The organism is Roseovarius roseus (assembly GCF_043355935.2).
GTDB lineage: Bacteria > Pseudomonadota > Alphaproteobacteria > Rhodobacterales > Rhodobacteraceae > Roseovarius > Roseovarius roseus.
In genome coordinates, this window is sequence record NZ_JBHFPE020000003.1 from 146,599 (window position 1) to 166,805 (window position 20,207).

Sequence of the window (20,207 nt, forward strand, 5' to 3'; positions counted from 1 at the left end):
GCGGAGTGGGCGCCTGCCCGCTATCCGGACCGCGCCTGATATTGTATCATGCGTGCGCAAATGAACATTGCACCAAGGAGACACGCCATGCGGCCAATCCTGATTTCACTTCTTCTTTTTGCCCTCTATGGCGGGGCCGCCTCCGCTGACGGGATGGCCATGTGCCTCGACAAAAGCGGCACGACCCAAGCGCAATGCGCCTGTGCAGAGAGCGCGCTGACCCAAGAGATCGGTGCCGAGGAAGCCGAGGTCTATGACCGCGTCGGCACGCGCTATCTCGAAAGCAGGGCGGCCGGCCAGTCGATGGGGGATGCCTGGGACGCGGCCATCGCCGCCAACGCCGCCGAGATCGGCACGGGCCGCATCGCGCTTTTGATCCGCATGAATGCTGCGGGCAAGGCGCATCGGGATGCAATCAAGGCCTGCGAGTAAAGCGTTCAGCGGACCGCTTTGAGGGCACAGGCGCGGCGGCGCCCCTTGCCCCCGTCTGCGCCAGCCCATAGTTTCGCGGCCAAGCCGAGAAACAAAAGCCATCCTACAGGAGCCAGCCATGACCCAACGCCTTCACCTCGTCTTTGGCGGCGAATTGACCGACCCGTCCAAGAACGTCTTCAAGAATGTGGACGATCTGCACATCGTCGGCATCTTTCCCGATTACGAGAGCGCGCATCGCGCCTGGAAAGGCGAGGCGCAGCGTACCGTCGACAACGCGCATATGCGCTACTTCATCGCCCATCTGCACCGCCTGCGCGACGAAGAAGCGCCCGCATCGCCGACCGAAGAGCTGGGCTAAGCATAAATAATGGCCCGCTCGCTCAGCCTTGCGGCCTATATGGCCCTGGCCCGGCGTAGCGCAGCCGGAAGCGGCGCGGGCTTTACCCCCAGCGCCAAGCGCCCCGAGGGCGCGGTGATCTGGGGCCACGCCACCAGCCTTGAGCATGCCAACGCACTGGTGCAACTGATCCAGCGGCTGGCGGCGCAGCGCGGCAGCGCATCGGGGATCGCGGGGGGCGGCCTGCACCTGCTGCTGACCACCGCGCCCGGGGTGCATATGACCAGCCACGCACGCGCGCTGACCTGCCGCCAGAGCCTGCAGGCCGACAACCCCGCCGAGGCAGAGGCGTTTCTGGCCCATTGGCGGCCCGACATCTGCCTCTGGACGGGCGGCGATCTGATGCCCGCGCTGCTGATATCAGCGGACGAGGCGGGCGTGCCCCTGATCCTTGTCGATGCCGAGACCTCTATGCTCGAGCGGCCCGGCTGGCGCTGGCTGCCCGACATGACCCCGGCCCTTCTGACTCGCTTTCACCGCATCATGGCCCGCTCGGACGGGGCCGCGCGCCATCTGCGCCGCCTTGGCGTACCCGAAGAAAAACTCAGCGTCACTGGCCTTTTCCAGGAGGGCGCCATCGCCCTGCCCTATGACGAGCCCTTACGCGATGAAATGGCGACCTCGTTGCGCGGGCGGCCCATCTGGCTGGCCGCGATGGCGCGCCATGCCGAGCTTGAGATGATCCTGGCCGCGCACCGGCAGGCCAGCCGGTTGGCGCACCGCCTCTTCCTGATCCTCGTGCCTGAAGACCTGGAAGAGACCGAGAAGTTTCGCGCGACCCTGCGCAAAGGCAACTGGCGACACGCCATCTGGTCGCAGGGCGGGATGCCCGGAGAGGCGACGCAGGTCCTCTTGGCAGATACGCGGGGCGAGATGGGGCTGTGGTATCGCCTTGCAACCATCTCTTTCATGGGCAACTCCCTGCTGCCGGGCATGCGCGGCAGCGACCCGAACGAGCCTGCGGCCCATGGCTCGGCCATTGTCTACGGGCCGAACGTGGCGCGCTACCTGCCCAGCTACAAACGCTACGCGGGCGCCGGGGGTGCGCGCATCGTCCGTGACGCGGGCACGCTGGCGGCCGCGCTGGCCCATCTGATTGCCGCCGACCGCAGCGCGACCATGGCCCATGCCGCGTGGGAGGTGGCGACGGCGGGCGCCGAGGTGACGGACCACATCCTCGACATATTGCAGGACATGCTCGACGATCTGGAGGTTGCCTGATGCGCGCCCCCGCCTTCTGGCTGCGCCCGCGTCATGCGCCGGGCCTCCGCGCGCGCCTTCTGGCGCCGCTCGGGGCGCTCTATGCGCGGGTCACGGCGCGGCGACTGGCTGCGGGCGAGCCGGTGCACGCGCCGGTGCCGGTGATCTGCGTCGGTAACCTGAATGCCGGTGGCACGGGCAAGACGCCCACGGTCATCGCCCTAGTCCAGCATCTGACCGCACGCGGCCGCGCCGTGCATGTGGTCAGCCGCGGTCATGGCGGGCGGCTGGAAGGCCCCGTGCAGGTCGACCCCGCGACGCATGACGCTGCCGATGTCGGAGACGAGCCTCTGCTGATCGCCGCCTTCGCGCCCGCCTGGGTCGCGCGCGAGCGAGCCTTGGGCGCTCTGGCCGCCGCAGCAGCGGGGGCCGAGGTGATCGTGATGGATGACGGGTTTCAGAACCCGTCCCTGCACAAAGACCTGTCGCTGATCGTGGTCGATGCCGTGGCGGGTTTCGGCAATGGCCGCTGCCTGCCCGCCGGCCCGCTGCGCGAGCCGGTGGAGGTGGGCCTTGCCCGCGCCGATCTGCTGCTGTCGATCGGGGGCACGGCGGCGCAGAAGGCGTTTCAGACCGCCTGGGGCGATTCGATCACCCTGCCGCATCTGCGCGGGGCGCTCGCGCCCTTGCAGACCGGGATGGACTGGAACGGCACCCGCTGCCTTGCCTTCGCCGGCATCGGGCATCCCGAGAAATTCTTTGCCACCTTGCGCAGCATGGGCGCCGATCTGGCCGGCACCGAGGCGCTGGACGACCATCAGCCCTTCACGCCCGCCCTGCTGACCCGGCTGGAGGCCGAGGCGTCCAAGCTGGGCGCGCAGCTGGTAACGACCGAGAAGGACGCGGTGCGTCTGCCTGCGAACTTTCGCGCCAAGGTGCTGACACTTCCCGTCAGGCTGGAGATCGAGGACTGGACCGAGATGGATACCCAGCTTGCGGCGCTCGGCCTCTGAGCCGAGCGCGCTCCGGCTTCAGCCCTTCGGCAGTTTCGGCGACGGTTTATCCAGCGACAGATCAGCATCTGAAAAGCGGATCGGCGTGCGCACACCCGGCACGCCATCCGGCGCGATCTGCATGCCGCGCGCGATGATCTGCGGGTCGGCATAAACCTCGTCCAGCGTGTTGATCGGCCCGGCGGGCACGCCCGCCGCCTCGCAGGTGGCCAGCAAGCCGTCCTTGGTGAAGGTCACCGTGCGCGCGGTCAAAAGCCCGCTCAACTGATCGCGCAGGGCAACCCGGTCCGCGTTGGTGGCATATTCAGGAGCCGTCGCCAGTTCCGGTGCGCCCAGCGCGGCGCAAAGCCGCTGGTATTGCGCATCATTGCCCACCGCGATGATGATATACCCGTCCGAGCAGTCGAACACCTGATAGGGCGCAAGGTTGGGATGGAAATTCCCGATCCGCCCCGGCGCCTCACCAGTTGTCAGGTAGTTCATCGATTGGTTCGCCGTGACGGCCACCGCCACGTCGAGCAAGGCCATGTCGATCTGCTGACCCTTGCCCGTCTGCCCGCGCTGATGCAGCGCCGCGAGGATCGCGGTGGTGGCATAGACGCCGGTGAAGATATCGGTGATCGCCACGCCCACGCGCTGCGGCTGACCATCGGGCGCACCGGTGATGGACATGAGGCCCGACATGCCCTGAATGATGTAATCATAGCCCGCCCGATGCGCGTAAGGCCCGTCCTGGCCAAAGCCGGTGACCGAGCAATAGATGAGGCGCGGGTTCAGCTCGGACAGGCTGGCATAGTCCAGCCCGTATTTCGCCAGCCCGCCGACCTTGAAATTCTCGATCGCGATATCGGCGTCCGAGACCAGATCGCGCACCTCCGCCTGCCCCTCGGGCGTGCGGAAATCGATGGCAACGCTGCTTTTGCCGCGGTTGGTGCCGTGGAAATAGGCAGCGCTGCGGTCGCCCTCGCGCTCGACGAAGGGGGGGCCCCAGCGGCGGGTATCGTCGCCCTCGGGGCTTTCCACCTTGATCACTTCGGCGCCCAGATCGGCCAGCGTCTGACCGGCCCAGGGCCCGGCCAGGATGCGCGCCAGTTCGACAACCTTGAGGCCGGTCAGGGGCGCGGCGCTCATTCTGCCAGCTTCTCGTCGATGATCTCCTGCAGGTCGGCATAGGCCATGTTGCCGTATTGCTGACCGTTGATCATCAAGGTGGGGGTCGAGGTGATGTCGTCCGCATCCTTGTTCTGGTTGAACCAGGCCAGCAGCGTCTCGGCCTTGTCCGCGTCCTCGAGGCAGGCGTTGATCTGGTCCTCCTCAAGTCCGGCAACCTTGCCGATGCGGCGCAGGTTATTCGAGATGGTGACCGGGTCATCCGCATTCAGCCAATCCTGCTGCTGCTCATAGAGCATGCCGGAAATGCCGAAGAACCGGACCGGCCCACCGCAGCGCGCCAGCATCGACGCCCAGAGTCCGACCCGATCGAAATAGACGTCGCGATAGATGAAATGCACCTTGCCGGTATCGATATAGTCGCGCTTGAGGTCCTGAAAGGTCGTCTGGTGGAAGGTCGCGCAATGCGGGCAGGTGAAGGACGCGTATTCGGTAACGGTCACCTTGGCGTCCTCGGGGCCCATCGTCATCTCGGCGATCGAGGAGGTGTCGACATCGGCATAGTCGGCCGTGCCCGCCGCGTCAGGTTCTGCGACTTCGGCCTCCTCGTGACCGCCCAGTTGCCACCAGAGGACACCGCCGACAATGGCCAGAAGGGCCGCCCCGATGAGTAGTTTGCGGTTCATTGCGATATTCCTTTTGGATCAGCGTTTTGACTTGGATAATACGTTTTGCGCCAAGGCTTCAAGCGCGGCGCGCAGCCCGGCATCGGCCACGGGCGCGGCGATGCGGCGCGCCTCCTCGATGGCGGCGGGATCCGGCTGGCGCGGGGCGGGCTTGGGCGCGCGATGCTGAAAGCTGACCTGCCCCTCGGCAAAGCCGGTCGGCGCGGTCTGGGTGATGGTGATGCGGCTGATCGCATTATAGCCGTAGACGGCGTTGACGCGGGCGCGCAGCCCTTCCTTCTGCATCTCCAGCATTGGCGCCTGCGCGCCGGTGGTCAGCAGGGTCAGCGTCGCGCCCATGCCGCCGCGCCCATGGCCCACCTTGACGGGCCGCGCGATGGCGGCGATGTCCTCGCCGACAATCTCGGCCCATTGGGTCAGCAAACGCGATTCGGCAAAGCCGCGGCTTTCCGACGCCTTGCGAATGCGCTCTTGCAGCAGCGTGCTGGAGCGGGCGAAACCCTTGGTCGTGGGGCGGCGGGGCGACATGCGTTGACCTCCTGTCGATGCGCGCCATTCTAGGGCATGGTGCCGGTCATGCCAGCAGATAACCCGCAGAAACGACAAAGGGCGACATAAAACATGCGTGAGATATCGCCAGAGTTAATGCCCCCGCCCCGCGCCGCCGACCTGCTGGACTGGTATGACCACCACGCCCGCGCCATGCCCTGGCGCACGCCCCCCGCCGCGCGGAAGGCCGGCGCGCGCCCCGATCCCTACCGCATCTGGCTGTCCGAGGTGATGCTGCAGCAGACAACCGTCGCTGCGGTGACGCAGTATTTCAACCGCTTCACCGCGCGCTGGCCCACGGTGGCCGATCTGGCCGCAGCCGAGGATGGCGACGTCATGGGCGAATGGGCGGGACTTGGATACTACGCCCGCGCCCGCAACCTGCTGAAATGCGCGCGCGCCGTGGTGGCCGAGCATGGTGGGGGGTTCCCCGCCGATCACGCCGCGCTCATGAGCCTGCCCGGCATCGGCCCCTACACTGCGGGCGCCATCTCGGCCATCGCCTTCGATCTGCCCGAGGTGGTGGTGGACGGCAATGTCGAGCGGGTGATGGCGCGCCTCCATGACATCCACACCCCCCTGCCCGCCGCCAAGCCCCGGCTGATCGCCGCCGCAACCGCGCTGACCCCGGCAGAACGCCCCGGCGATTACGCGCAGGCGGTGATGGATCTGGGCGCGACGATCTGCACGCCGCGCAACCCCGCCTGCGGCATCTGCCCCTGGCGCGCCCCCTGCGCCGCGCGGGCCAATGGCACCGCCGCCGAGTTGCCCAGGAAGACGCCGAAAAAGGCCAAGCCGACCCGCCTTGGCATCGCCTATGTCGTGCAGCGCGCGGATGGCGCGATCCTGTTGGAGCGACGCGAGGATCGCGGCCTTCTGGGCGGGATGCTGGGCTGGCCCGGCAGTGATTGGTCCGAGGAGGCCCCCGAACCCGCACCGCCCCTTGAGGCCGACTGGAAGATGCTGGGCGAGGAGGCACGCCACACTTTCACCCATTTTCACCTGCGGCTAGCGGTGCATGTGGCGCAGGCGCCGATGGGTGCCAATCCCATGCGCGGCGCCTTCATCGCGCCGGCCGATTTCCAGCCCGCGCAGCTGCCAACGGTGATGCGCAAGGTGTATGATCTGTCGCGTGGCGTTCTGCGGGAAATGGGGTAGATTGCCCGCAAATCAACGCGGAGCCGTCCCGATGTCCACCCTCGCCCAGATCCGCCGCGCCATCCCGTTCTGGATGTCGCTGCTTCTGATCCCCATTGCGATCCTCGGCGCGTTTCAAGGCGGCTGGACAGTGATCTTGCTGCCGCTCTTCACCTGGTATTTCTTTTCGCTGCTGGACGCGTTTCTGGGCCTCAACCTCGACAATCTGGACCCCGATGGCGGCGACGACATGACATGGTATCGCGCCATCACCCTGATCTGGGCGCCGGTGCAATTCGTCCTGCTCTTCTGGATGATCTGGTACGTGCCGCAGGCCACGCATCTGGGCACGCTGGAAAAGATCGTGCTCTTCTTCGGCGTTGGCGTCATCACCGGCACGGTCGGCATCACCTACGCGCATGAACTGATGCACCAAAAGCCCAAATCCGAGCGCATGCTGGCCGATATTCTTCTGGCGATGGTCCTTTATTCGCATTTCCGCACCGAGCATATGCTGGTCCATCATCGCCACGTCGCGACCCCGCGCGACACGGTGACGGCGCGCTATAATGAGGGTTTCCACCGCTTTTTCGCCCGCGTGCTGCCCGGCTCCTACACCTCCGCCTTCCGCGCCGAGGCGGCGATGCAGGCACGCAAGGGGCGTCGCTGGACGCATCCCTCCAACCCCTTCTGGCGCTACTGGGCCTTGCAGGCCGGTATGCTGGCGCTGGCGCTGATCCTTGGGGGCTGGGTCGGCCTCACCCTCTTTCTGTGGCAGGCGCTGGTCGCGATCTGGCAGCTGGAACTGGTCAACTATGTCGAGCATTACGGCCTCACGCGCGAGCATCTGGGGGAGGGCAAATACGAGCATGTCAAACCGCGCCACAGTTGGAACGCGTCGCAAAAGGCGACCAACTGGCTCTTGATCAACCTGCAGCGCCATTCGGACCACCACTACAAGCCAGACCGCCGCTTCCCGCTCTTGCAGAACTACACAGAGGATGAGGCGCCGCAGCTGCCCTATGGCTATCCCATCATGACCACGGCCGCGATGGTCCCGCCCCTCTGGCGCCGCGCGATGAACCCGCGCGTCCGCGCATGGCGCAAGGCCTATTACCCGGGCATCACCGACTGGAAGCCCTATAACAAGGGTGCCAACCCACCCCCCGCTTGAAGCCGCCGGAGCGCGGGTCTAGCGTGACCGCGAATTCAGCCGGAGACACGCCATGCCCGACACCGCCAAGCCCTTTGCGCATCTCTTTGCACCGCTGAAAATTGGCGGCGTAGAGGTGAAAAACCGGATCCTGTCGACCGGGCATGACACCTCCATGGCCCATGAAGGCCACGTAACGGACGCCATGATCGCCTATCACGAGGCGCGCGCCCGTGGAGGTGCGGGGCTGATCGTCAGCCAAGTTGTCGGCGTGCACGAAACCGCGCGCTATACCTCGCATGTGCTGATGGGCACTGATGATGATTGTCTGCCGGGTTTCACCCGCTTGGCCGAGACGGTCCATGCGTACGGCACGCGCATCTTTGCCCAGCTGTTCCATCCGGGGCGCGAGATCATGGAAGTGGCGGACGGCACCGCGCCGGTGGCCTATTCGGCCTCGGCCACGCCGTCGGACCGGTTTCACGTCATCCCCCGCGCGATGTCGGCCGCGATGATCAAAGAGGTCGTGGAGGGCTACGGGGCCGCAGCGCGGCGGATGCAGGTGGCCGGGATGGACGGGGTCGAGATCGTCGCCAGCCACGGATACCTGCCCGCGCAATTCCTCAGCCCGCAGGTGAACCGGCGTGAGGATGCGTATGGCGGCAGTCTCGAGAACCGCATGCGCTTTGTCCGCGAGGCGATCGAGGGGGTGCGCACGGCGACGGGCGCGGGTTTCGTGATCGGCCTGCGCATCTCGGGCGACGAACATGTCGAGGGAGGGATGCGCGATGCCGACAGCCTCGAGGTGATCCGCGCGCTGGCGCCGTCGCTGGACTACGTGAACGTGATCGCCGGCACCTCGGCCAGCCTGGGCGGCGCCATTCATATCGTGCCGCCGATGTTTGAGGAAACGGGCTATCTCGCCCCCTTCGCCCATGCGGTAAAGCAGGCCACGTCCATCCCCGTGATGGTCGCGGGCCGCATCAACCAGCCGCAGGAGGCCGAGGGCATCATCGCCTCCGGGCAGGCCGACATGTGCGGCATGACCCGCGCGCTGATTTGTGATCCAGCCATGCCAGGCAAGGCCGAGGCGGGCCGCGCGGACGAGATCCGCGCCTGCATCGGCTGCAATCAGGCCTGCATCGGACATTTTCACAAAGGCGTGCCCATCTCCTGCATCCAGTATCCCGAAACGGGGCGCGAATTGCGCTATGGCATGCTGCGCCGGACTGACGCCCCGCAAACCGTGATGGTCGTGGGCGGCGGCCCCGCCGGCATGAAGGCCGCTGCGATGGCGGCGGCGCTGGGCCATGACGTGACCCTGTACGAGGCAACGGCCCAACTGGGCGGTCAGGCCCTGCTGGCGCAGATGCTCCCCGGCCGGTCCGAGTTCGGCGGCATCGTCACCAATCTCAGCCGCGAGATGGAGCGCGCGGGCGTGCGCGTGCATCTGAATAGCGATGTGACCGAGGCAACTGTCGCCAGCGCCGCACCGGGTGCGGTGATCGTCGCCACCGGCGGCACGGCGCGCTGGCCCGAGGGAATGGAATTTGGCGAGGACGCGCATATCGTCACTGCCTGGGACGTGCTGCGCGGAAAGGCGAATGCCGGCGGCAGCGTGACCATCGCCGACTGGCGCGCCGATTGGGTGGGCCTCGGCGTGGCCGAGATGCTGGCCGCCGCTGGCCGCCGCGTGCGGCTCTGCGTCAGCGGAACCCATGCGGGCGAAATGCTGCAAAGCTATGTGCGCGATAGCATGGTGGGCCGCGTGCAAAAGCTGGGGGTCGAGATCATCCCCTATGCGCAACTTTACGGCGCCGATGACGATACCGCCTATTTCATCCATTCAGCCAACGGCGAGGCCATGCTGGTGGAACAGACCGAAACGCTAGTTCTGGCGCAGGGGACCACCAGCAATGATGCGCTGCTCAGCGCGCTCGACGGCTATGACGGCACGGTGATCGGCATCGGCGACTGCATGGCACCGCGCACGGCCGAGGAGGCGGTGCTGGACGGGCTGAAAGCGGCTTGGTCGCTCTGACGGCGATCCATGTGGTCTGAGTATTTTTGCCAAGATGAAGCCAGGGGACAGCCCTGCTTCATCTTGGCAAAAATACTCAAATCCGTTCATAGCCACGCCCGCAGCGCCCGCATGAAAAAACGCCCCACCGAAATATCGGCAGGGCGCAGTTGAGGTGGTGCCTAGCGTCAGACCACAGGCACCGGCGGTGTTCTTGTGAAACCTTGGAAACTCAGTTCGGGCGGTCGGCCATCTCGGCGCGGATCTGCTGACGCAGAAGGTCGATGGGCACGCGCTTGCCGTCCTTCTTGAAGTGCCAGTAGGTCCAGCCATTGCAGCTGGGCGCACCCTCCAGATGGGCGCCGACCTGGTGGATCGAGCCTTTGATGTCATCGCCGATCAGTGTGCCGTCGGCGCGCACCTTTGCCTTGTGGCGCTGGTTCAGCGAATAAAGCTCTTCGCCCGGGCGCAACATGCCGCGCTCGACCAGCTGGCCGAAGGGCACGCGCGGCTCGGCGCGTTTGGAGGTGCTGACCTGCAGCGCCTCGCGGTCGAATTTGCGGGTAGCCTTGAGGCGCTTTTCGGCGACCTTGCGGTAGCCCTCGTCCCGCTCGATGCCGATATAGTCCCGGCCCAGCATCTTGGCGACAGCGCCGGTGGTGCCGGTGCCGAAGAAGGGGTCGAGCACGACATCCCCGGGATTGGTGCTGCCCACGATCACGCGGTGCAGCAGGCTTTGCGGCTTTTGCGTCGGATGGGCCTTGTCGCCCGCCTCGTCCTTGAGCCGTTCATGCCCGGTGCAGATCGGCAGAACCCAGTCACTACGCATCTGCACGCCGTCATTGAGCGCCTTCAGCGCTTCGTAGTTGAACGTGTATTTCGCGCCTTCGGATTTCGAAGCCCAGATCATCGTCTCATGCGCGTTGGTCAGGCGCTTGCCGCGGAAATTGGGCATCGGGTTGGACTTGCGCCACACCACGTCGTTGAGAATCCAGTAGCCGGCATCCTGCAACGCCGCGCCGACGCGGAAGATGTTGTGATAGGAACCAATCACCCAGATCGCGCCATTCGGCTTGAGCAAGCGGCGCGCGGCCTTGAGCCACTCGCGCGTGAACTGGTCATAAACGGCAAAGCTGTCGAACTGGTCCCAGGCATCATCCACCGCGTCCACCTGGCTGTTATCGGGACGGTGCAGATCGCCGCGCAGCTGCAGATTATAGGGCGGATCGGCAAAGATCAGGTCGACCGAATTCTCCGGCAGCGCGTTCATCACTTCGATGCAATCGCCCGGCATAATGGTGTTGAGAGGAAGCGCGGGTGCGCCCTCGATCTTGGTCATCTTTGTCATGTCTTGCCTCTGTCCCGGCGCGATTTTGCGCTCTGTCTGCTTGTGGACAAAGATGAGTCATCGGCGATTCGTGGTCAATTTCTTTTTTGAATCAGCGGGTTAGTTATTTATCTTGATACAAGATATTGTGCACTGGCTTGAAGGTTCGTCTATGGTGTGGGGTCACCCCCAGATTTCGGAGCGCCTCTTTGTGTTGCGGTGATGGATATCCCGCATTCGTTTCCCAACCGTACCCGGGATAGTGTTGCGCCAAATCCCGCATGACATAATCTCGACATATTTTGGCCATGATTGAGGCCGCTGAAATCGAAACCGAGAGGGCGTCGCCCCTGATGACTGCCCGCGCTGGGATGGTCAGGCCGCGCGGAACCATGTTGCCGTCGATCAGGGCCAGACACGGGCGGCGCGGCAATCCGGCCAGCGCGCGTTCCATCGCCAGATGCGAGGCGCGCAGGATATTGAGTTCTTCAATCTCCTCGACGCTGGCATGGGCGATGCTGACGTCGGCGCTGGCGGCTATGGCGTCGTAAAGCGCGATGCGGCGTGCGGCGCCCAGCGTCTTGGAATCGTTGAGACCTTCGGGAACACTCGTGGCGTCCAGCACGACGGCGGCCGCCGTGACCGGCCCGGCCAGGGGCCCGCGCCCCACCTCGTCGACACCGGCGATGATACGCGCGCCCGCAGCCTGCGCGTGCGCCTCCAGAGAATAATCGGGTCCCGTCATGCGACGCCAGAAAGCATGCGGCGCGCCGAAAGGCCAGAGATGTCTGCAAAGCTGCACCATCCAGCTATGCTAAAGGACGTGAAACGCGTCCCTTGTGTCTTGGCATCTATCCGGGGCCATCTTCCAAGGCCCAGGTCTCCCCGCGTGAAAAGGGCCCCCGGAAAGGCCCTTTTCAAACGTGATCGGCGCAGGCTGGATCAGTGAGCGCGGCGGTAGGGCCGTGCGCTGTAGCGCTGCTGTTGACGGTGGTCATAGGCGCGGCGCTCGGCCCGACGGTCGCGCACGGCGTTGCGGTGATCGTTGTAGCCCTTGCGATAGGCGCGCTGGACAGCGCGTTGGCGGGGTTTCTGATACCGGGGCTGCTGATACCGGGGCTGGTACACATGCTTGCGCTGTGGCTGATAGTAACGCGGCGCGGCACGGCGCTTGTCCTTTTGCGCGTCATGGATGACGGCGCCGACGATGGCAACGCCCGCGATGGCCGCAAGGGCGCGGGCAAGGTCCCGGTCGCCTGCCTGGGCGGGGGCGGCGGTGAGGCCGGTGACGGCGATCGAGGCCGCGATGATCATTGATACGAATTTGCGTGACATGGAAGCGATCCTTTCAATGGATGGTGTTCAGTACTCCACCAAGCTCACCCGGCCCGGCCACGCATCGCAATATCGCCCTACTGCTATCCGATAACATCCCCATGGCAGGCGGTGGGATATTGTATAGCCGCACGGGCTTCGCCATGGTTGGGCCATGATGAAAACCCTGATCCCCCTGGCCCTCGCGGCCCTTATTGCGGCACCCGCCAGCGCGGCCTGTATCGCTGAATACAAGGCCAAGCGGGACAATCCGCTTGAGCTGTTCTACGGCACCCTGCGCTTTGACGGGCCCTGCACCCGGTCCGCGGCGCAGGCGCAGCTGCGCGGTCAACTGGCGTCGCAGGGCATGACCCTGCTCAAGGTGCTGTCGGTGCGCCATCAATGAGCGGCGATACCATCCTTGCCTCGGATGCACGCCGCTCGGGCAATCGGGTGGTTCTTTTTGGCGTGGTGGCGATTGTCGCCATCCTGACTCTGGCGGCGGTTCTTCTCTTCATTTCGTTGCCAGATGCCGGGGCCTTCAACGCGCGGGTCGAGCGGATCTTTGTCGAGAATGATGCCCTGACCAGCGATGCCGAGATAAAATTGCTGGAGATCCTCGCGCTGTCCGGCACGGCGTTCAGCGAGATTCTGGTCAGCTACCGCATGGTGATCTTCGTGCTTCTGGTCTTCAGCGCCGCGCTCCTGATCGCCGCGCTGACCTTTCTGGTGATGCTGACCCTGCTCAACCGCCGCATGGCCCAGATCGAAAGGTCGGGCATCCAAGTCAGTTCCCTGCTGATCAGCCGCGCGGAAAAGTCGGTCTATCTGAACAACATGGGGTTCAAGCTGACCGATGCCGCGATGGAGACCTTGTCGGTTCTGGCCGAGGCGCGGCTTGACGGCGATATCCTGACCGGGGCCGAGATCGAGGGCATCGTCTCGGGCCGGCCCGCCTCGGATTGCGAGGAGGCGGCAGGCGCCACCCGCATCAAGCGCCTGCGCGACACGCTGGGCAACCAGATGGTCAGCGAACTTCTGGTACGCAACATCGCGCGGCAGGGCTATGTTCTGGCCATCGACAAGGATGTCATCCGCGTCATCTGAGGGGTCGACAGAGCGGGTTGTCGGCCCCGGCCTGCGGAGTGCCCGCCATCCTCACTGTTCGTCTTTAACGGACGCCACGTTCCGCTCGATCTGCGTCAAACGTTCGCGGACAAGCGCATTGAAAGCCGTCGTCAGGACAGATTGGGGCCGGTGCGCCGGCACCAGAAGAGCGACGCTGCTGGTGATCCGCGGCTCGAAGGCGCGGAAGACGACGCCGCTGGCCGGGCTGCCTGTGGCCGTGATCCGGTCGACGACCGCGCAGCACAAACCTGCGCCAACCAATTGCAGCGAGGGCAGGAACGTCCGCAAGACGAACCGGCGGTTCAGAGAGGCGCCGCACCGCGCGAAGGCCGCCTGGGTGGCGGCGGCGACAGGGTGGTCGTCAAAGAGCGTCGCCATCGGGTGCCGGTCCAGATCGCGCGGCGTCAGCGTGGCGAGGTCTGCCAGCGGGCTGGCCTCCGGCACGGCGATGACACAGGCCAAATCGAAGGATTCGATCTTGATCGAGCCGCGCGGCTCGGGCGTTTCGGCCAATCCAATGTCGTATTCCTGCGACGCGATCAGATCTTCGACGACCTGCGAGGTGCGCATCATCAGGTCCGCCTTGACACCGGGCCGGTCCTTGACGAACTCGGCGATCAGCTGCGGAAGGAAAAACCCCGACGAGGCGGGATGGCACGCGATGCGCAGATGCCCCCGATCTAGGGTACCAAACTCGGCCATCGTGCGCACGGTGCGGTCCATCCGCTCCAGTACCGCCTCGGCCTCCTCCAGGAAATAATGCGCCTCGGGCGACGGCACCAGCCTCCCATGCTCGCGGATGAAAAGGGAAAACCCCAGCTCTTTCTCGATATTCGAGATCATCGTGCTGACGGCGGGCTGCGTGCGCAGAAGCGTGCGGCTGGCCTCGGAAATCGAGCCGCTGCGCATGACTTCGCGGAATGTCTCAAGTTGCTTGAGCGTCAGATTGGGCAGCATGACTTAAATCTACTTTATGGATTCAATCATATTTTAAATTTGAATTTATAACCGGCGTCAAACGATACTGCCCCAACGTCACTCACTCCAGCGAGGCCTGATGGACCGTTTTGTCGCCATATTACTGACCAGCCTCATCTGCCTCGTGGCACTGGGCCAGTTCTTTCAGGTCATCACGCGCTACGTGCTGCAGATACCCGTGATGGGCCTTGAAGAGACGATGCTCTACCCGACCATCTGGCTCTATATCTTTGGCGCCATCAATGCCTCCCGCGAGAATACGCACATCCGGGCCAATGTGCTCGAGATCTTCATCACATCGCGCCGGGCACACACGATCCTGGCCATCGTCGGCGAGGTCATCAGCCTGATCGTCGGCCTCTGGATCCTGAGCTGGGCCTGGGATTACACGCGCTATGCTTGGCGGGTCTGGCGCGAGAGCCCGACCCTCTACATTCCGACCTTCTATTCCGACGTGGCCCTCGTGATCGGCGTGGCGCTGATGATGATCTACACCGCATGGCACCTTTCGCGGCATGTCATTGATTTGAAAAATGGATATTCCGCATGATCGAGATCGCCCTTCTGGCCATTGCCGTGCTGGTCATCACTCTGACCCTCGGCGTGCCGCTCCCCTACTGCTTTGGCGCGGCGCTGATGGTGATGTATTTCATCGGCGATGTGACCATGAAGGGCATGATGCTGTGGGGTGTCCAGCAGCTGGGCAACCCGATCTTGCTGGCAATCCCCCTCTTTGTGCTGGCGGGCACGATCATGTCCGAAAGCGGGATCGCGGCGTCGCTTTTACGCTTCGTCAATGCCTTCGTCGGCCATCTGCGGGGCGGCCTAGGCGTCGTCGCAGCTGTCAGCTGCGCGGTGATCGGCGCCATTTCCGGCTCGGGCCTGACCGGCATCGCAGCCATCGGCCCGATCCTGATCCCCGAGATGGAAAAGCGCGGCTATCCGCGTGAATATGCCACCGCGCTTATCGCCAATTCGTCGATCCTTGGTCTTCTGATCCCCCCTTCGGTGACGATGATCGTCTATGGCTGGGTCACCGACACGTCGATCCTCGCCTGCTTTCTGGCCACGCTCGGGCCGGGCCTGCTGATCATGTTCATGTTCTCGATCGTGAACCTCTGGATGAGCCGCAAGTTCAACCTGATCCTCGACGACAGGCCCAGCTTCACCGAGCTTTCGGGCGAAGTGGCCAGGCGCGGCATTCACGCCTTTCCGGCGCTCCTCATGCCGATCATCATCCTTGGCGGGATCTATGGCGGGATCATGACCCCGACCGAGGCGGCGGCTGTTGCGGTGATCTATGCCGTCCCCGTCGGCTTTCTGATCTATAAGGGCCTGCGCCTGTCGAACTTCCTCGAGGCAGGCAAGGAAGCGGCAACAGCCGTGGGCGCGATCATGTTCATGATCCTCTTCTCGATGATCCTCAGCCAGATGTTCGTCTATGAAAGCATCCCGCAGCAGATCGTCTCGTCGATCTTTGCCATCACCGAGAACAAGATCCTGCTGCTGATCTTCATCAACATCCTGCTCTTCCTCGTCGGGATGGTGGTCAACGACGTGACCGCGATCATCCTGATCGCGCCGCTTCTTCTGCCGCTGATGAATGCGATCGGGATCAGCCCGGTGCAATTCGCGGCCATCATGGGCGTCAACACGGCCATGGGCGGGGTCACGCCCCCCTATGCGTCGATCCTCTATCTCGGCGCGCGCATCGGCAAGGTGAAGGTCACCAAGGTGATCCCGCCCGCGATGTTCCTGATCGTCACTGGCTATGTGCCGGTGGTCTTCCTGACCTCGTTCTGGCCGGACCTCTCGCTCTATCTGCCGCGTCTTTTCGGCTACTGAACTGTCATCCACCCAACAAGAAACCAACAAGGAGGATTTTCCAAATGAAACATACATATCTTGCCACGGCCCTCGCCGCGCTGATGGTGGCATCTCCCGCCATCGCCGAGGCGCTGAAGATGAGCCATGTGCGTCCGCAGGACGCGACCATCGACGTCGAATTGCGCGCGTTTGCGGCTGACGTGTCCGAAGCGACCGGCGGCGATGTCGAGATCCAGCTGTTCCCGGCCTCGGCCCTTGGCGACTATACCGCCGTGCAGGAGCGCATCAGCGTCGGCGCGCTCGACATGGCGACCCAGCCTGCGGCAGCGGCCGCCGACCGGCGCATGCAGATCTCATCCTTTCCCTATCTGGCCGAAACATGGGATCAGGCCCGCGCGATCTATGGCCCGGGCGGCGTGGTGCGCGACGTGATGACCGGCCTTTATTCCGAGCAGGGCATCACCATGCTGGCGGCCTATCCGGTCTATTTCGGCGGCATCGCCCTCAATGTCGAGAATCCGAACCCCGCGAGCACCGAGCCGAACAGCATCAAGGTGCGCGTGCCGGGCATCAAATCGTTCCAGCTGACCGGCGAGGCGCTTGGCTACATCCCGTCGCCCATTCCCTTTTCCGAGGCGTTCACCGCCGTGCAGACCGGCGTCGTTGACGGCGTGATCGGGTCGGGCGCGGAAGGCTATTATGCCTCGTTCCGCGACGTGACCAAGACCTACATCCCCGCCAATACCCATTTCGAGGTCTGGTACATGATCATCTCGGATGAGAGCATGGCGAGCCTCTCGGACGAGGATCAGGCCGCGCTGCGCGAGCAGGCCGAAGCCTTCGAGGCAACCCGCTGGACCGTGGCCGAAGAAGATCAGGCGCGCAACGAGCAGCGCCTTGTCGACGAGCTGGGCGCGACCGTCGCCGAGCTGTCGGACGAGGACCTTGCCGCCATGTCGGCCAAGGTGCGCGAAACCGTATGGCCCGTCGTGCTCGAAGATGTGGGCGCCGAATGGGGGCAGGATATCCTCGATCAGGTTTCTGCCCCATCCAACTGAAACGGTGATCGGGGCAGCGCATCCGCGCGGCCCCGGCCCATACACCCCGAGGCGGGCTCATGACGTCTGACTATGTGATCATCGGCGGCGGCATCGTGGGCCTCTCGACTGCGTGGGGCCTGCTGAAGCGGGGCCTGCGCGTCACTGTCCTTGACGGCGGCGACGGCGATTTCCGGGCGAGCCGAGGCAATTTCGGCCTTGTCTGGGTGCAGTCCAAGGGCATGAACCAGCCACGCTATGCCCAATGGTCGCAGGCCTCCGCCGCCGCCTGGGCGGATTTCGCCGCCGAACTGGCCGATGCCACCGGGCAGGGCGTGGGCCTCGAGCAACGCGGCGGGTATGACCTGCATTTCTCCGAAGAGACACTGGAGGCGACCGTCGCGAAATACGAGGGCCTCAAGGAAAAGCTGGGTGGCGATTACCCTTTCGAGGTGCTGGGCCATAACGCGCTGCGCCGCGAAGAACCCGAGATCGGCCCCAAGGTGGTCGGTGCGATCCTGCATCATCAGGACGGCCACGCGAACCCGCTCAAGCTCTTGCGGGCGCTTGCCGATGATGTGCGCCGCCGTGGTGGCCGGGTGCTCAATGGCAAGCAGGTCACCGATATCGCCAAGCCGGACCTCTTTCGCATCACCTGCGCCGACGGCACCATCACGGAGGCGCGCAAGCTGGTCCTCTCGGCGGGTCTCGGCGCGATGACCCTCGGGCCGAAGCTGGGCTTCAAGGCGCCGATCCGTCCCCAGAGGGGGCAGGTGATGATCACCGAAAAGCTGCCCAAGCTGATCAACCGCCCGTCCCTGATCGCGCGGCAGGTCGACGAGGGCGGCATCCAGATCGGCGCGACGAACGAAGAGGTCGGCCTTGACGACCGCGTGACGCAGCCGGGCCTCGCCCAGTTGGCGTCAGATGCAATCGCAGCCTACCCGGTGCTGGCCCGTGCGCAGCTGGTGCGCAGCTGGGGCGCGCTGCGGATCCTGTCGCCCGATGGCCTGCCGATCTACCAGCAAAGCGAGACAATGCCGGGCGCCTATCTGGTGACCTGCCATAGCGGCGTCACATTGGCCGCCGCACATGCGAAATTCCTGCCGGACTGGCTGGAGCAGGCCGAGACGGCCCCCGATCTGGAGGTATTCAGTGAAAACCGCTTCGCCCTATCGTGAATTGATCCCGTCCGGCGCAACGGTGCCCGTGCGCTTTGACGGAACCGCGCTGATGCTGCCCGAGGGCGAGAACCTGGCCGCCGCGCTGCTGGTGGCCGGCATCCTGCCCTTTCGCCATACGCCCGTGTCGGGAGCGCCGCGGGGTCCATTTTGCATGATGGGCGCATGCTATGACTGCCTTGTCCAGCTGGACGGCAGGGCACAACAGGCCTGCATGCTGCGCGTTGTGCCGGATATGGAGATCGCCATGCCGCCCGCCGGGGAGGCTCGCAATGCATGAGGCGGACCTGATCGTCATCGGCGCCGGCCCCGCCGGAATGGCCGCCGCCGGGCGCGCCGCAGATTGCGGGCTGTCGGTTCTGCTTCTGGACGAGCAACCCAGCGCGGGCGGACAGATCTACCGGGACGTCGAGCGGGCCAGCGGCAGCCGCGGCCATATCCTGGGCCGCGATTTCAGCGAAGGGCTGGCGCTGACCCAAGATCTTGCGCGCGATGGCATCACCCATCTGCCGGGCGCGGTCCTGTGGCAGATCGAGGAGGGCAATCGCGTCGTGTTCAGCCAGAATGGCAAGGGAGGAATCGCCACTGCGCGGCGCATCCTGCTGGCAACCGGCGCGCTCGAGCGGCCAATGCCGGTGCCGGGCTGGACCCTGCCGGGGGTGATGACGGCAGGCGCAGCTCAGATCCTGCTCAAGCAATCGGGCGTCGTCTGCAGCGATGCCGTCCTCGTTGGATCGGGTCCGCTGCTGTATCTGCTGGCGGCGCAGATGGTGCGCGCCGGAACCTCGCCAAGGGCGCTGGTCGAGACGCAGACCCCGCGCGATCTGGCAGGTGCGATGCGGCATCTTGGCGGCGCCCTGCGCGGCTGGCGCTATCTGGCCAAGGGCGCCGGCCTGCTATGGGAGCTACGCCGCGCAGGCGTTACCCGCCACACCGGCGCGACAGAGATTGCCATCGAAGGCGATAGCGCCGCCAAGGCCATCACCTTTCGCACGGGCGCCCGGCACCACCGCCTCGCCTGCCGCACGGTGCTGATGCATCACGGCGTCGTGCCCAACACGCAGGCCGCGCGCTCGGTCGGCATCCCCCATCTCTGGGATGCGGCGCAGCACTGCTTTGCGCCCGATATCGACGATTGGGGCCGCACCGTGCATGGGGATATCTTCATCGCCGGCGACGGGGCCGGGATCGGCGGAGCCAAGGCGGCGATTCTCGCGGGCTGGCTGGCCGCGCTCGGCATCGCGCAGGATCTGGGCAGGCTGACCGAGGCGGCCCGCGACACCGCCGCAGAGCCGATCCGCAAGCAGATGAAAGCCGAACGGGCCGCAAGGCCCTTTATCGACCGGGCCTACCCACCCTACGCCGCGGCCATCGCCCCGGCCGACGGCACCATCATCTGTCGCTGCGAGGAAGTGACGGCTGGCGACATCCGGCAGATGGCGCAGTTGGGCTGCCGCGGACCGAACCAGACCAAGGCATTCGGGCGGCCCGGCATGGGCCCGTGCCAAGGCCGCTACTGCGGCCTGTCCGTGACGCAGATTCTGGCAGACACGCACGCGATGACACCCGATGACGTTGGATATTACCGCATCCGCGCGCCACTCAAACCCGTCACCTTGGGGGAAATCGCCGATACAGCATCCAAGGACGAAACGGACGTTCCAATTGGCCCGCTGGCAGGCTGACCAACGGTGACTGACAGTCTGACGGAGCGC

22 protein-coding genes are annotated in these 20,207 nt (G+C 65.0%); 15 read left to right on the forward strand and 7 right to left on the reverse strand.

The annotated features are described in order from the left end of the window. Window positions 1-87: 87 nt before the first annotated feature. The 4 genes from ACEWPL_RS06930 (at window position 88) to lpxK (ending at window position 3,045) form a co-directional block, all read left to right on the forward strand. Window positions 88-432: a hypothetical protein gene (locus ACEWPL_RS06930; protein WP_393932839.1), complete on the forward strand. Its 345-nt coding sequence runs from the start codon at window positions 88-90 to the stop codon at window positions 430-432. 118 nt (window positions 433-550) lie between these two features. Further along, window positions 551-793 (forward strand): DUF4170 domain-containing protein, encoded by a 243-nt coding sequence (locus tag ACEWPL_RS06935; protein ID WP_393932841.1) that lies wholly within the window; start codon window positions 551-553, stop codon window positions 791-793. Between the two features lie 9 nt (window positions 794-802). Next, window positions 803-2,053, forward strand: a complete 1,251-nt coding sequence (locus tag ACEWPL_RS06940) for a 3-deoxy-D-manno-octulosonic acid transferase (protein WP_393932843.1) — start codon at window positions 803-805, stop codon at window positions 2,051-2,053. After that, window positions 2,053-3,045 (forward strand): tetraacyldisaccharide 4'-kinase, encoded by a 993-nt coding sequence (gene lpxK / locus ACEWPL_RS06945; protein ID WP_393932845.1) that lies wholly within the window; start codon window positions 2,053-2,055, stop codon window positions 3,043-3,045. Before ACEWPL_RS06940 ends, lpxK begins: the two co-directional genes overlap by 1 nt. 18 nt (window positions 3,046-3,063) lie before the next feature. Here lpxK and ACEWPL_RS06950 read toward each other — a convergent pair whose 3' ends face one another. From ACEWPL_RS06950 to ACEWPL_RS06960, 3 genes are read right to left on the reverse strand one after another with little or no spacing between them, the layout of a single operon-like run. Next, window positions 3,064-4,176 carry a CaiB/BaiF CoA transferase family protein gene (locus ACEWPL_RS06950; protein WP_393932847.1) on the reverse strand — a complete coding sequence of 371 codons (1,113 nt, stop codon included), beginning with the start codon at window positions 4,174-4,176 and terminating at the stop codon, window positions 3,064-3,066. Beyond that, window positions 4,173-4,841, reverse strand: a complete 669-nt coding sequence (locus ACEWPL_RS06955; RefSeq protein WP_393932849.1) for a DsbA family protein — start codon at window positions 4,839-4,841, stop codon at window positions 4,173-4,175. The genes ACEWPL_RS06950 and ACEWPL_RS06955 overlap by 4 nt, the downstream gene beginning before the upstream one ends. Window positions 4,842-4,859: 18 nt before the next feature. Continuing rightward, window positions 4,860-5,369 carry a DUF721 domain-containing protein gene (locus tag ACEWPL_RS06960; RefSeq protein WP_393932851.1) on the reverse strand — a complete coding sequence of 170 codons (510 nt, stop codon included), beginning with the start codon at window positions 5,367-5,369 and terminating at the stop codon, window positions 4,860-4,862. A 93-nt stretch (window positions 5,370-5,462) separates the two neighbouring features. Between ACEWPL_RS06960 and mutY the strand changes: the two genes are divergently transcribed. Genes mutY through ACEWPL_RS06975 form a run of 3 tightly spaced genes read left to right on the forward strand, consistent with a single transcriptional unit; the run spans window position 5,463 to window position 9,721 of the window. Next, complete coding sequence (mutY, locus tag ACEWPL_RS06965) at window positions 5,463-6,548, forward strand: A/G-specific adenine glycosylase (protein ID WP_393932853.1); 1,086 nt, start codon at window positions 5,463-5,465, stop codon at window positions 6,546-6,548. Window positions 6,549-6,579: 31 nt separating this feature from the next. Continuing rightward, window positions 6,580-7,701: an alkane 1-monooxygenase gene (locus ACEWPL_RS06970; protein WP_393932855.1), complete on the forward strand. Its 1,122-nt coding sequence runs from the start codon at window positions 6,580-6,582 to the stop codon at window positions 7,699-7,701. 52 nt (window positions 7,702-7,753) lie between these two features. Continuing rightward, a complete protein-coding gene (locus ACEWPL_RS06975) occupies window positions 7,754-9,721 on the forward strand; it encodes an oxidoreductase (RefSeq protein WP_393932857.1) in 1,968 nt (655 codons plus the stop codon). A gap of 211 nt (window positions 9,722-9,932) precedes the next feature. Here ACEWPL_RS06975 and ACEWPL_RS06980 read toward each other — a convergent pair whose 3' ends face one another. The 3 genes from ACEWPL_RS06980 to ACEWPL_RS06990 all read right to left on the reverse strand — a co-directional run bounded on the left by ACEWPL_RS06980 (window position 9,933) and on the right by ACEWPL_RS06990 (window position 12,362). Then, on the reverse strand, window positions 9,933-11,048 hold the full coding sequence (locus tag ACEWPL_RS06980; RefSeq protein ID WP_393932859.1) for a site-specific DNA-methyltransferase: 1,116 nt from the start codon (window positions 11,046-11,048) through the stop codon (window positions 9,933-9,935). A 103-nt stretch (window positions 11,049-11,151) separates the two neighbouring features. Then, window positions 11,152-11,772 carry a ribonuclease HII gene (locus ACEWPL_RS06985; RefSeq protein WP_393932861.1) on the reverse strand — a complete coding sequence of 207 codons (621 nt, stop codon included), beginning with the start codon at window positions 11,770-11,772 and terminating at the stop codon, window positions 11,152-11,154. A gap of 197 nt (window positions 11,773-11,969) precedes the next feature. Beyond that, window positions 11,970-12,362 (reverse strand): hypothetical protein, encoded by a 393-nt coding sequence (locus tag ACEWPL_RS06990; protein WP_393932863.1) that lies wholly within the window; start codon window positions 12,360-12,362, stop codon window positions 11,970-11,972. Between the two features lie 154 nt (window positions 12,363-12,516). Between ACEWPL_RS06990 and ACEWPL_RS06995 the strand changes: the two genes are divergently transcribed. Both ACEWPL_RS06995 and ACEWPL_RS07000 read left to right on the forward strand, forming a co-directional pair. Beyond that, a complete protein-coding gene (locus ACEWPL_RS06995; protein ID WP_393932865.1) occupies window positions 12,517-12,747 on the forward strand; it encodes a hypothetical protein in 231 nt (76 codons plus the stop codon). Further along, complete coding sequence (locus tag ACEWPL_RS07000; RefSeq protein ID WP_393932866.1) at window positions 12,744-13,448, forward strand: hypothetical protein; 705 nt, start codon at window positions 12,744-12,746, stop codon at window positions 13,446-13,448. The genes ACEWPL_RS06995 and ACEWPL_RS07000 overlap by 4 nt, the downstream gene beginning before the upstream one ends. 51 nt (window positions 13,449-13,499) lie before the next feature. Here ACEWPL_RS07000 and ACEWPL_RS07005 read toward each other — a convergent pair whose 3' ends face one another. Next, window positions 13,500-14,426 (reverse strand): LysR family transcriptional regulator, encoded by a 927-nt coding sequence (locus tag ACEWPL_RS07005; protein WP_393932868.1) that lies wholly within the window; start codon window positions 14,424-14,426, stop codon window positions 13,500-13,502. 100 nt (window positions 14,427-14,526) lie between these two features. Here ACEWPL_RS07005 and ACEWPL_RS07010 point away from each other — a divergent pair, with 100 nt between their 5' ends. From ACEWPL_RS07010 to ACEWPL_RS07035, 6 genes are read left to right on the forward strand one after another with little or no spacing between them, the layout of a single operon-like run. Continuing rightward, a complete protein-coding gene (locus ACEWPL_RS07010) occupies window positions 14,527-14,997 on the forward strand; it encodes a TRAP transporter small permease (protein ID WP_393932870.1) in 471 nt (156 codons plus the stop codon). Continuing rightward, window positions 14,994-16,292 carry a TRAP transporter large permease gene (locus ACEWPL_RS07015; protein ID WP_393932872.1) on the forward strand — a complete coding sequence of 433 codons (1,299 nt, stop codon included), beginning with the start codon at window positions 14,994-14,996 and terminating at the stop codon, window positions 16,290-16,292. Before ACEWPL_RS07010 ends, ACEWPL_RS07015 begins: the two co-directional genes overlap by 4 nt. 44 nt (window positions 16,293-16,336) lie before the next feature. Continuing rightward, window positions 16,337-17,332, forward strand: coding sequence for a TRAP transporter substrate-binding protein DctP (gene dctP, locus ACEWPL_RS07020; RefSeq protein WP_393932874.1), 996 nt, complete (start codon window positions 16,337-16,339; stop codon window positions 17,330-17,332). Between the two features lie 59 nt (window positions 17,333-17,391). Next, window positions 17,392-18,492, forward strand: a complete 1,101-nt coding sequence (locus tag ACEWPL_RS07025; protein WP_393932876.1) for an NAD(P)/FAD-dependent oxidoreductase — start codon at window positions 17,392-17,394, stop codon at window positions 18,490-18,492. Then, window positions 18,467-18,772: a (2Fe-2S)-binding protein gene (locus tag ACEWPL_RS07030; protein ID WP_393932878.1), complete on the forward strand. Its 306-nt coding sequence runs from the start codon at window positions 18,467-18,469 to the stop codon at window positions 18,770-18,772. Before ACEWPL_RS07025 ends, ACEWPL_RS07030 begins: the two co-directional genes overlap by 26 nt. Further along, window positions 18,765-20,177 carry an FAD/NAD(P)-dependent oxidoreductase gene (locus ACEWPL_RS07035; RefSeq protein WP_393932880.1) on the forward strand — a complete coding sequence of 471 codons (1,413 nt, stop codon included), beginning with the start codon at window positions 18,765-18,767 and terminating at the stop codon, window positions 20,175-20,177. Before ACEWPL_RS07030 ends, ACEWPL_RS07035 begins: the two co-directional genes overlap by 8 nt. The last annotated feature ends 30 nt before the right edge of the window (window positions 20,178-20,207 follow it).

What these genes read in the sequence shown, in the direction of transcription:
- ACEWPL_RS06930 (WP_393932839.1), top strand. Translation starts at nt 88, where the DNA reads ATGCGGCCAATCCTGATTTCACTTCTTCTTTTTGCCCTCTATGGCGGG.
- ACEWPL_RS06935 (WP_393932841.1), top strand. Translation starts at nt 551, where the DNA reads ATGACCCAACGCCTTCACCTCGTCTTTGGCGGCGAATTGACCGACCCG.
- ACEWPL_RS06940 (WP_393932843.1), top strand. Translation starts at nt 803, where the DNA reads ATGGCCCGCTCGCTCAGCCTTGCGGCCTATATGGCCCTGGCCCGGCGT.
- lpxK (WP_393932845.1), top strand. Translation starts at nt 2,053, where the DNA reads ATGCGCGCCCCCGCCTTCTGGCTGCGCCCGCGTCATGCGCCGGGCCTC.
- ACEWPL_RS06950 (WP_393932847.1), bottom strand. Translation starts at nt 4,176, where the DNA reads ATGAGCGCCGCGCCCCTGACCGGCCTCAAGGTTGTCGAACTGGCGCGC.
- ACEWPL_RS06955 (WP_393932849.1), bottom strand. Translation starts at nt 4,841, where the DNA reads ATGAACCGCAAACTACTCATCGGGGCGGCCCTTCTGGCCATTGTCGGC.
- ACEWPL_RS06960 (WP_393932851.1), bottom strand. Translation starts at nt 5,369, where the DNA reads ATGTCGCCCCGCCGCCCCACGACCAAGGGTTTCGCCCGCTCCAGCACG.
- mutY (WP_393932853.1), top strand. Translation starts at nt 5,463, where the DNA reads ATGCGTGAGATATCGCCAGAGTTAATGCCCCCGCCCCGCGCCGCCGAC.
- ACEWPL_RS06970 (WP_393932855.1), top strand. Translation starts at nt 6,580, where the DNA reads ATGTCCACCCTCGCCCAGATCCGCCGCGCCATCCCGTTCTGGATGTCG.
- ACEWPL_RS06975 (WP_393932857.1), top strand. Translation starts at nt 7,754, where the DNA reads ATGCCCGACACCGCCAAGCCCTTTGCGCATCTCTTTGCACCGCTGAAA.
- ACEWPL_RS06980 (WP_393932859.1), bottom strand. Translation starts at nt 11,048, where the DNA reads ATGACAAAGATGACCAAGATCGAGGGCGCACCCGCGCTTCCTCTCAAC.
- ACEWPL_RS06985 (WP_393932861.1), bottom strand. Translation starts at nt 11,772, where the DNA reads ATGACGGGACCCGATTATTCTCTGGAGGCGCACGCGCAGGCTGCGGGC.
- ACEWPL_RS06990 (WP_393932863.1), bottom strand. Translation starts at nt 12,362, where the DNA reads ATGTCACGCAAATTCGTATCAATGATCATCGCGGCCTCGATCGCCGTC.
- ACEWPL_RS06995 (WP_393932865.1), top strand. Translation starts at nt 12,517, where the DNA reads ATGATGAAAACCCTGATCCCCCTGGCCCTCGCGGCCCTTATTGCGGCA.
- ACEWPL_RS07000 (WP_393932866.1), top strand. Translation starts at nt 12,744, where the DNA reads ATGAGCGGCGATACCATCCTTGCCTCGGATGCACGCCGCTCGGGCAAT.
- ACEWPL_RS07005 (WP_393932868.1), bottom strand. Translation starts at nt 14,426, where the DNA reads ATGCTGCCCAATCTGACGCTCAAGCAACTTGAGACATTCCGCGAAGTC.
- ACEWPL_RS07010 (WP_393932870.1), top strand. Translation starts at nt 14,527, where the DNA reads ATGGACCGTTTTGTCGCCATATTACTGACCAGCCTCATCTGCCTCGTG.
- ACEWPL_RS07015 (WP_393932872.1), top strand. Translation starts at nt 14,994, where the DNA reads ATGATCGAGATCGCCCTTCTGGCCATTGCCGTGCTGGTCATCACTCTG.
- dctP (WP_393932874.1), top strand. Translation starts at nt 16,337, where the DNA reads ATGAAACATACATATCTTGCCACGGCCCTCGCCGCGCTGATGGTGGCA.
- ACEWPL_RS07025 (WP_393932876.1), top strand. Translation starts at nt 17,392, where the DNA reads ATGACGTCTGACTATGTGATCATCGGCGGCGGCATCGTGGGCCTCTCG.
- ACEWPL_RS07035 (WP_393932880.1), top strand. Translation starts at nt 18,765, where the DNA reads ATGCATGAGGCGGACCTGATCGTCATCGGCGCCGGCCCCGCCGGAATG.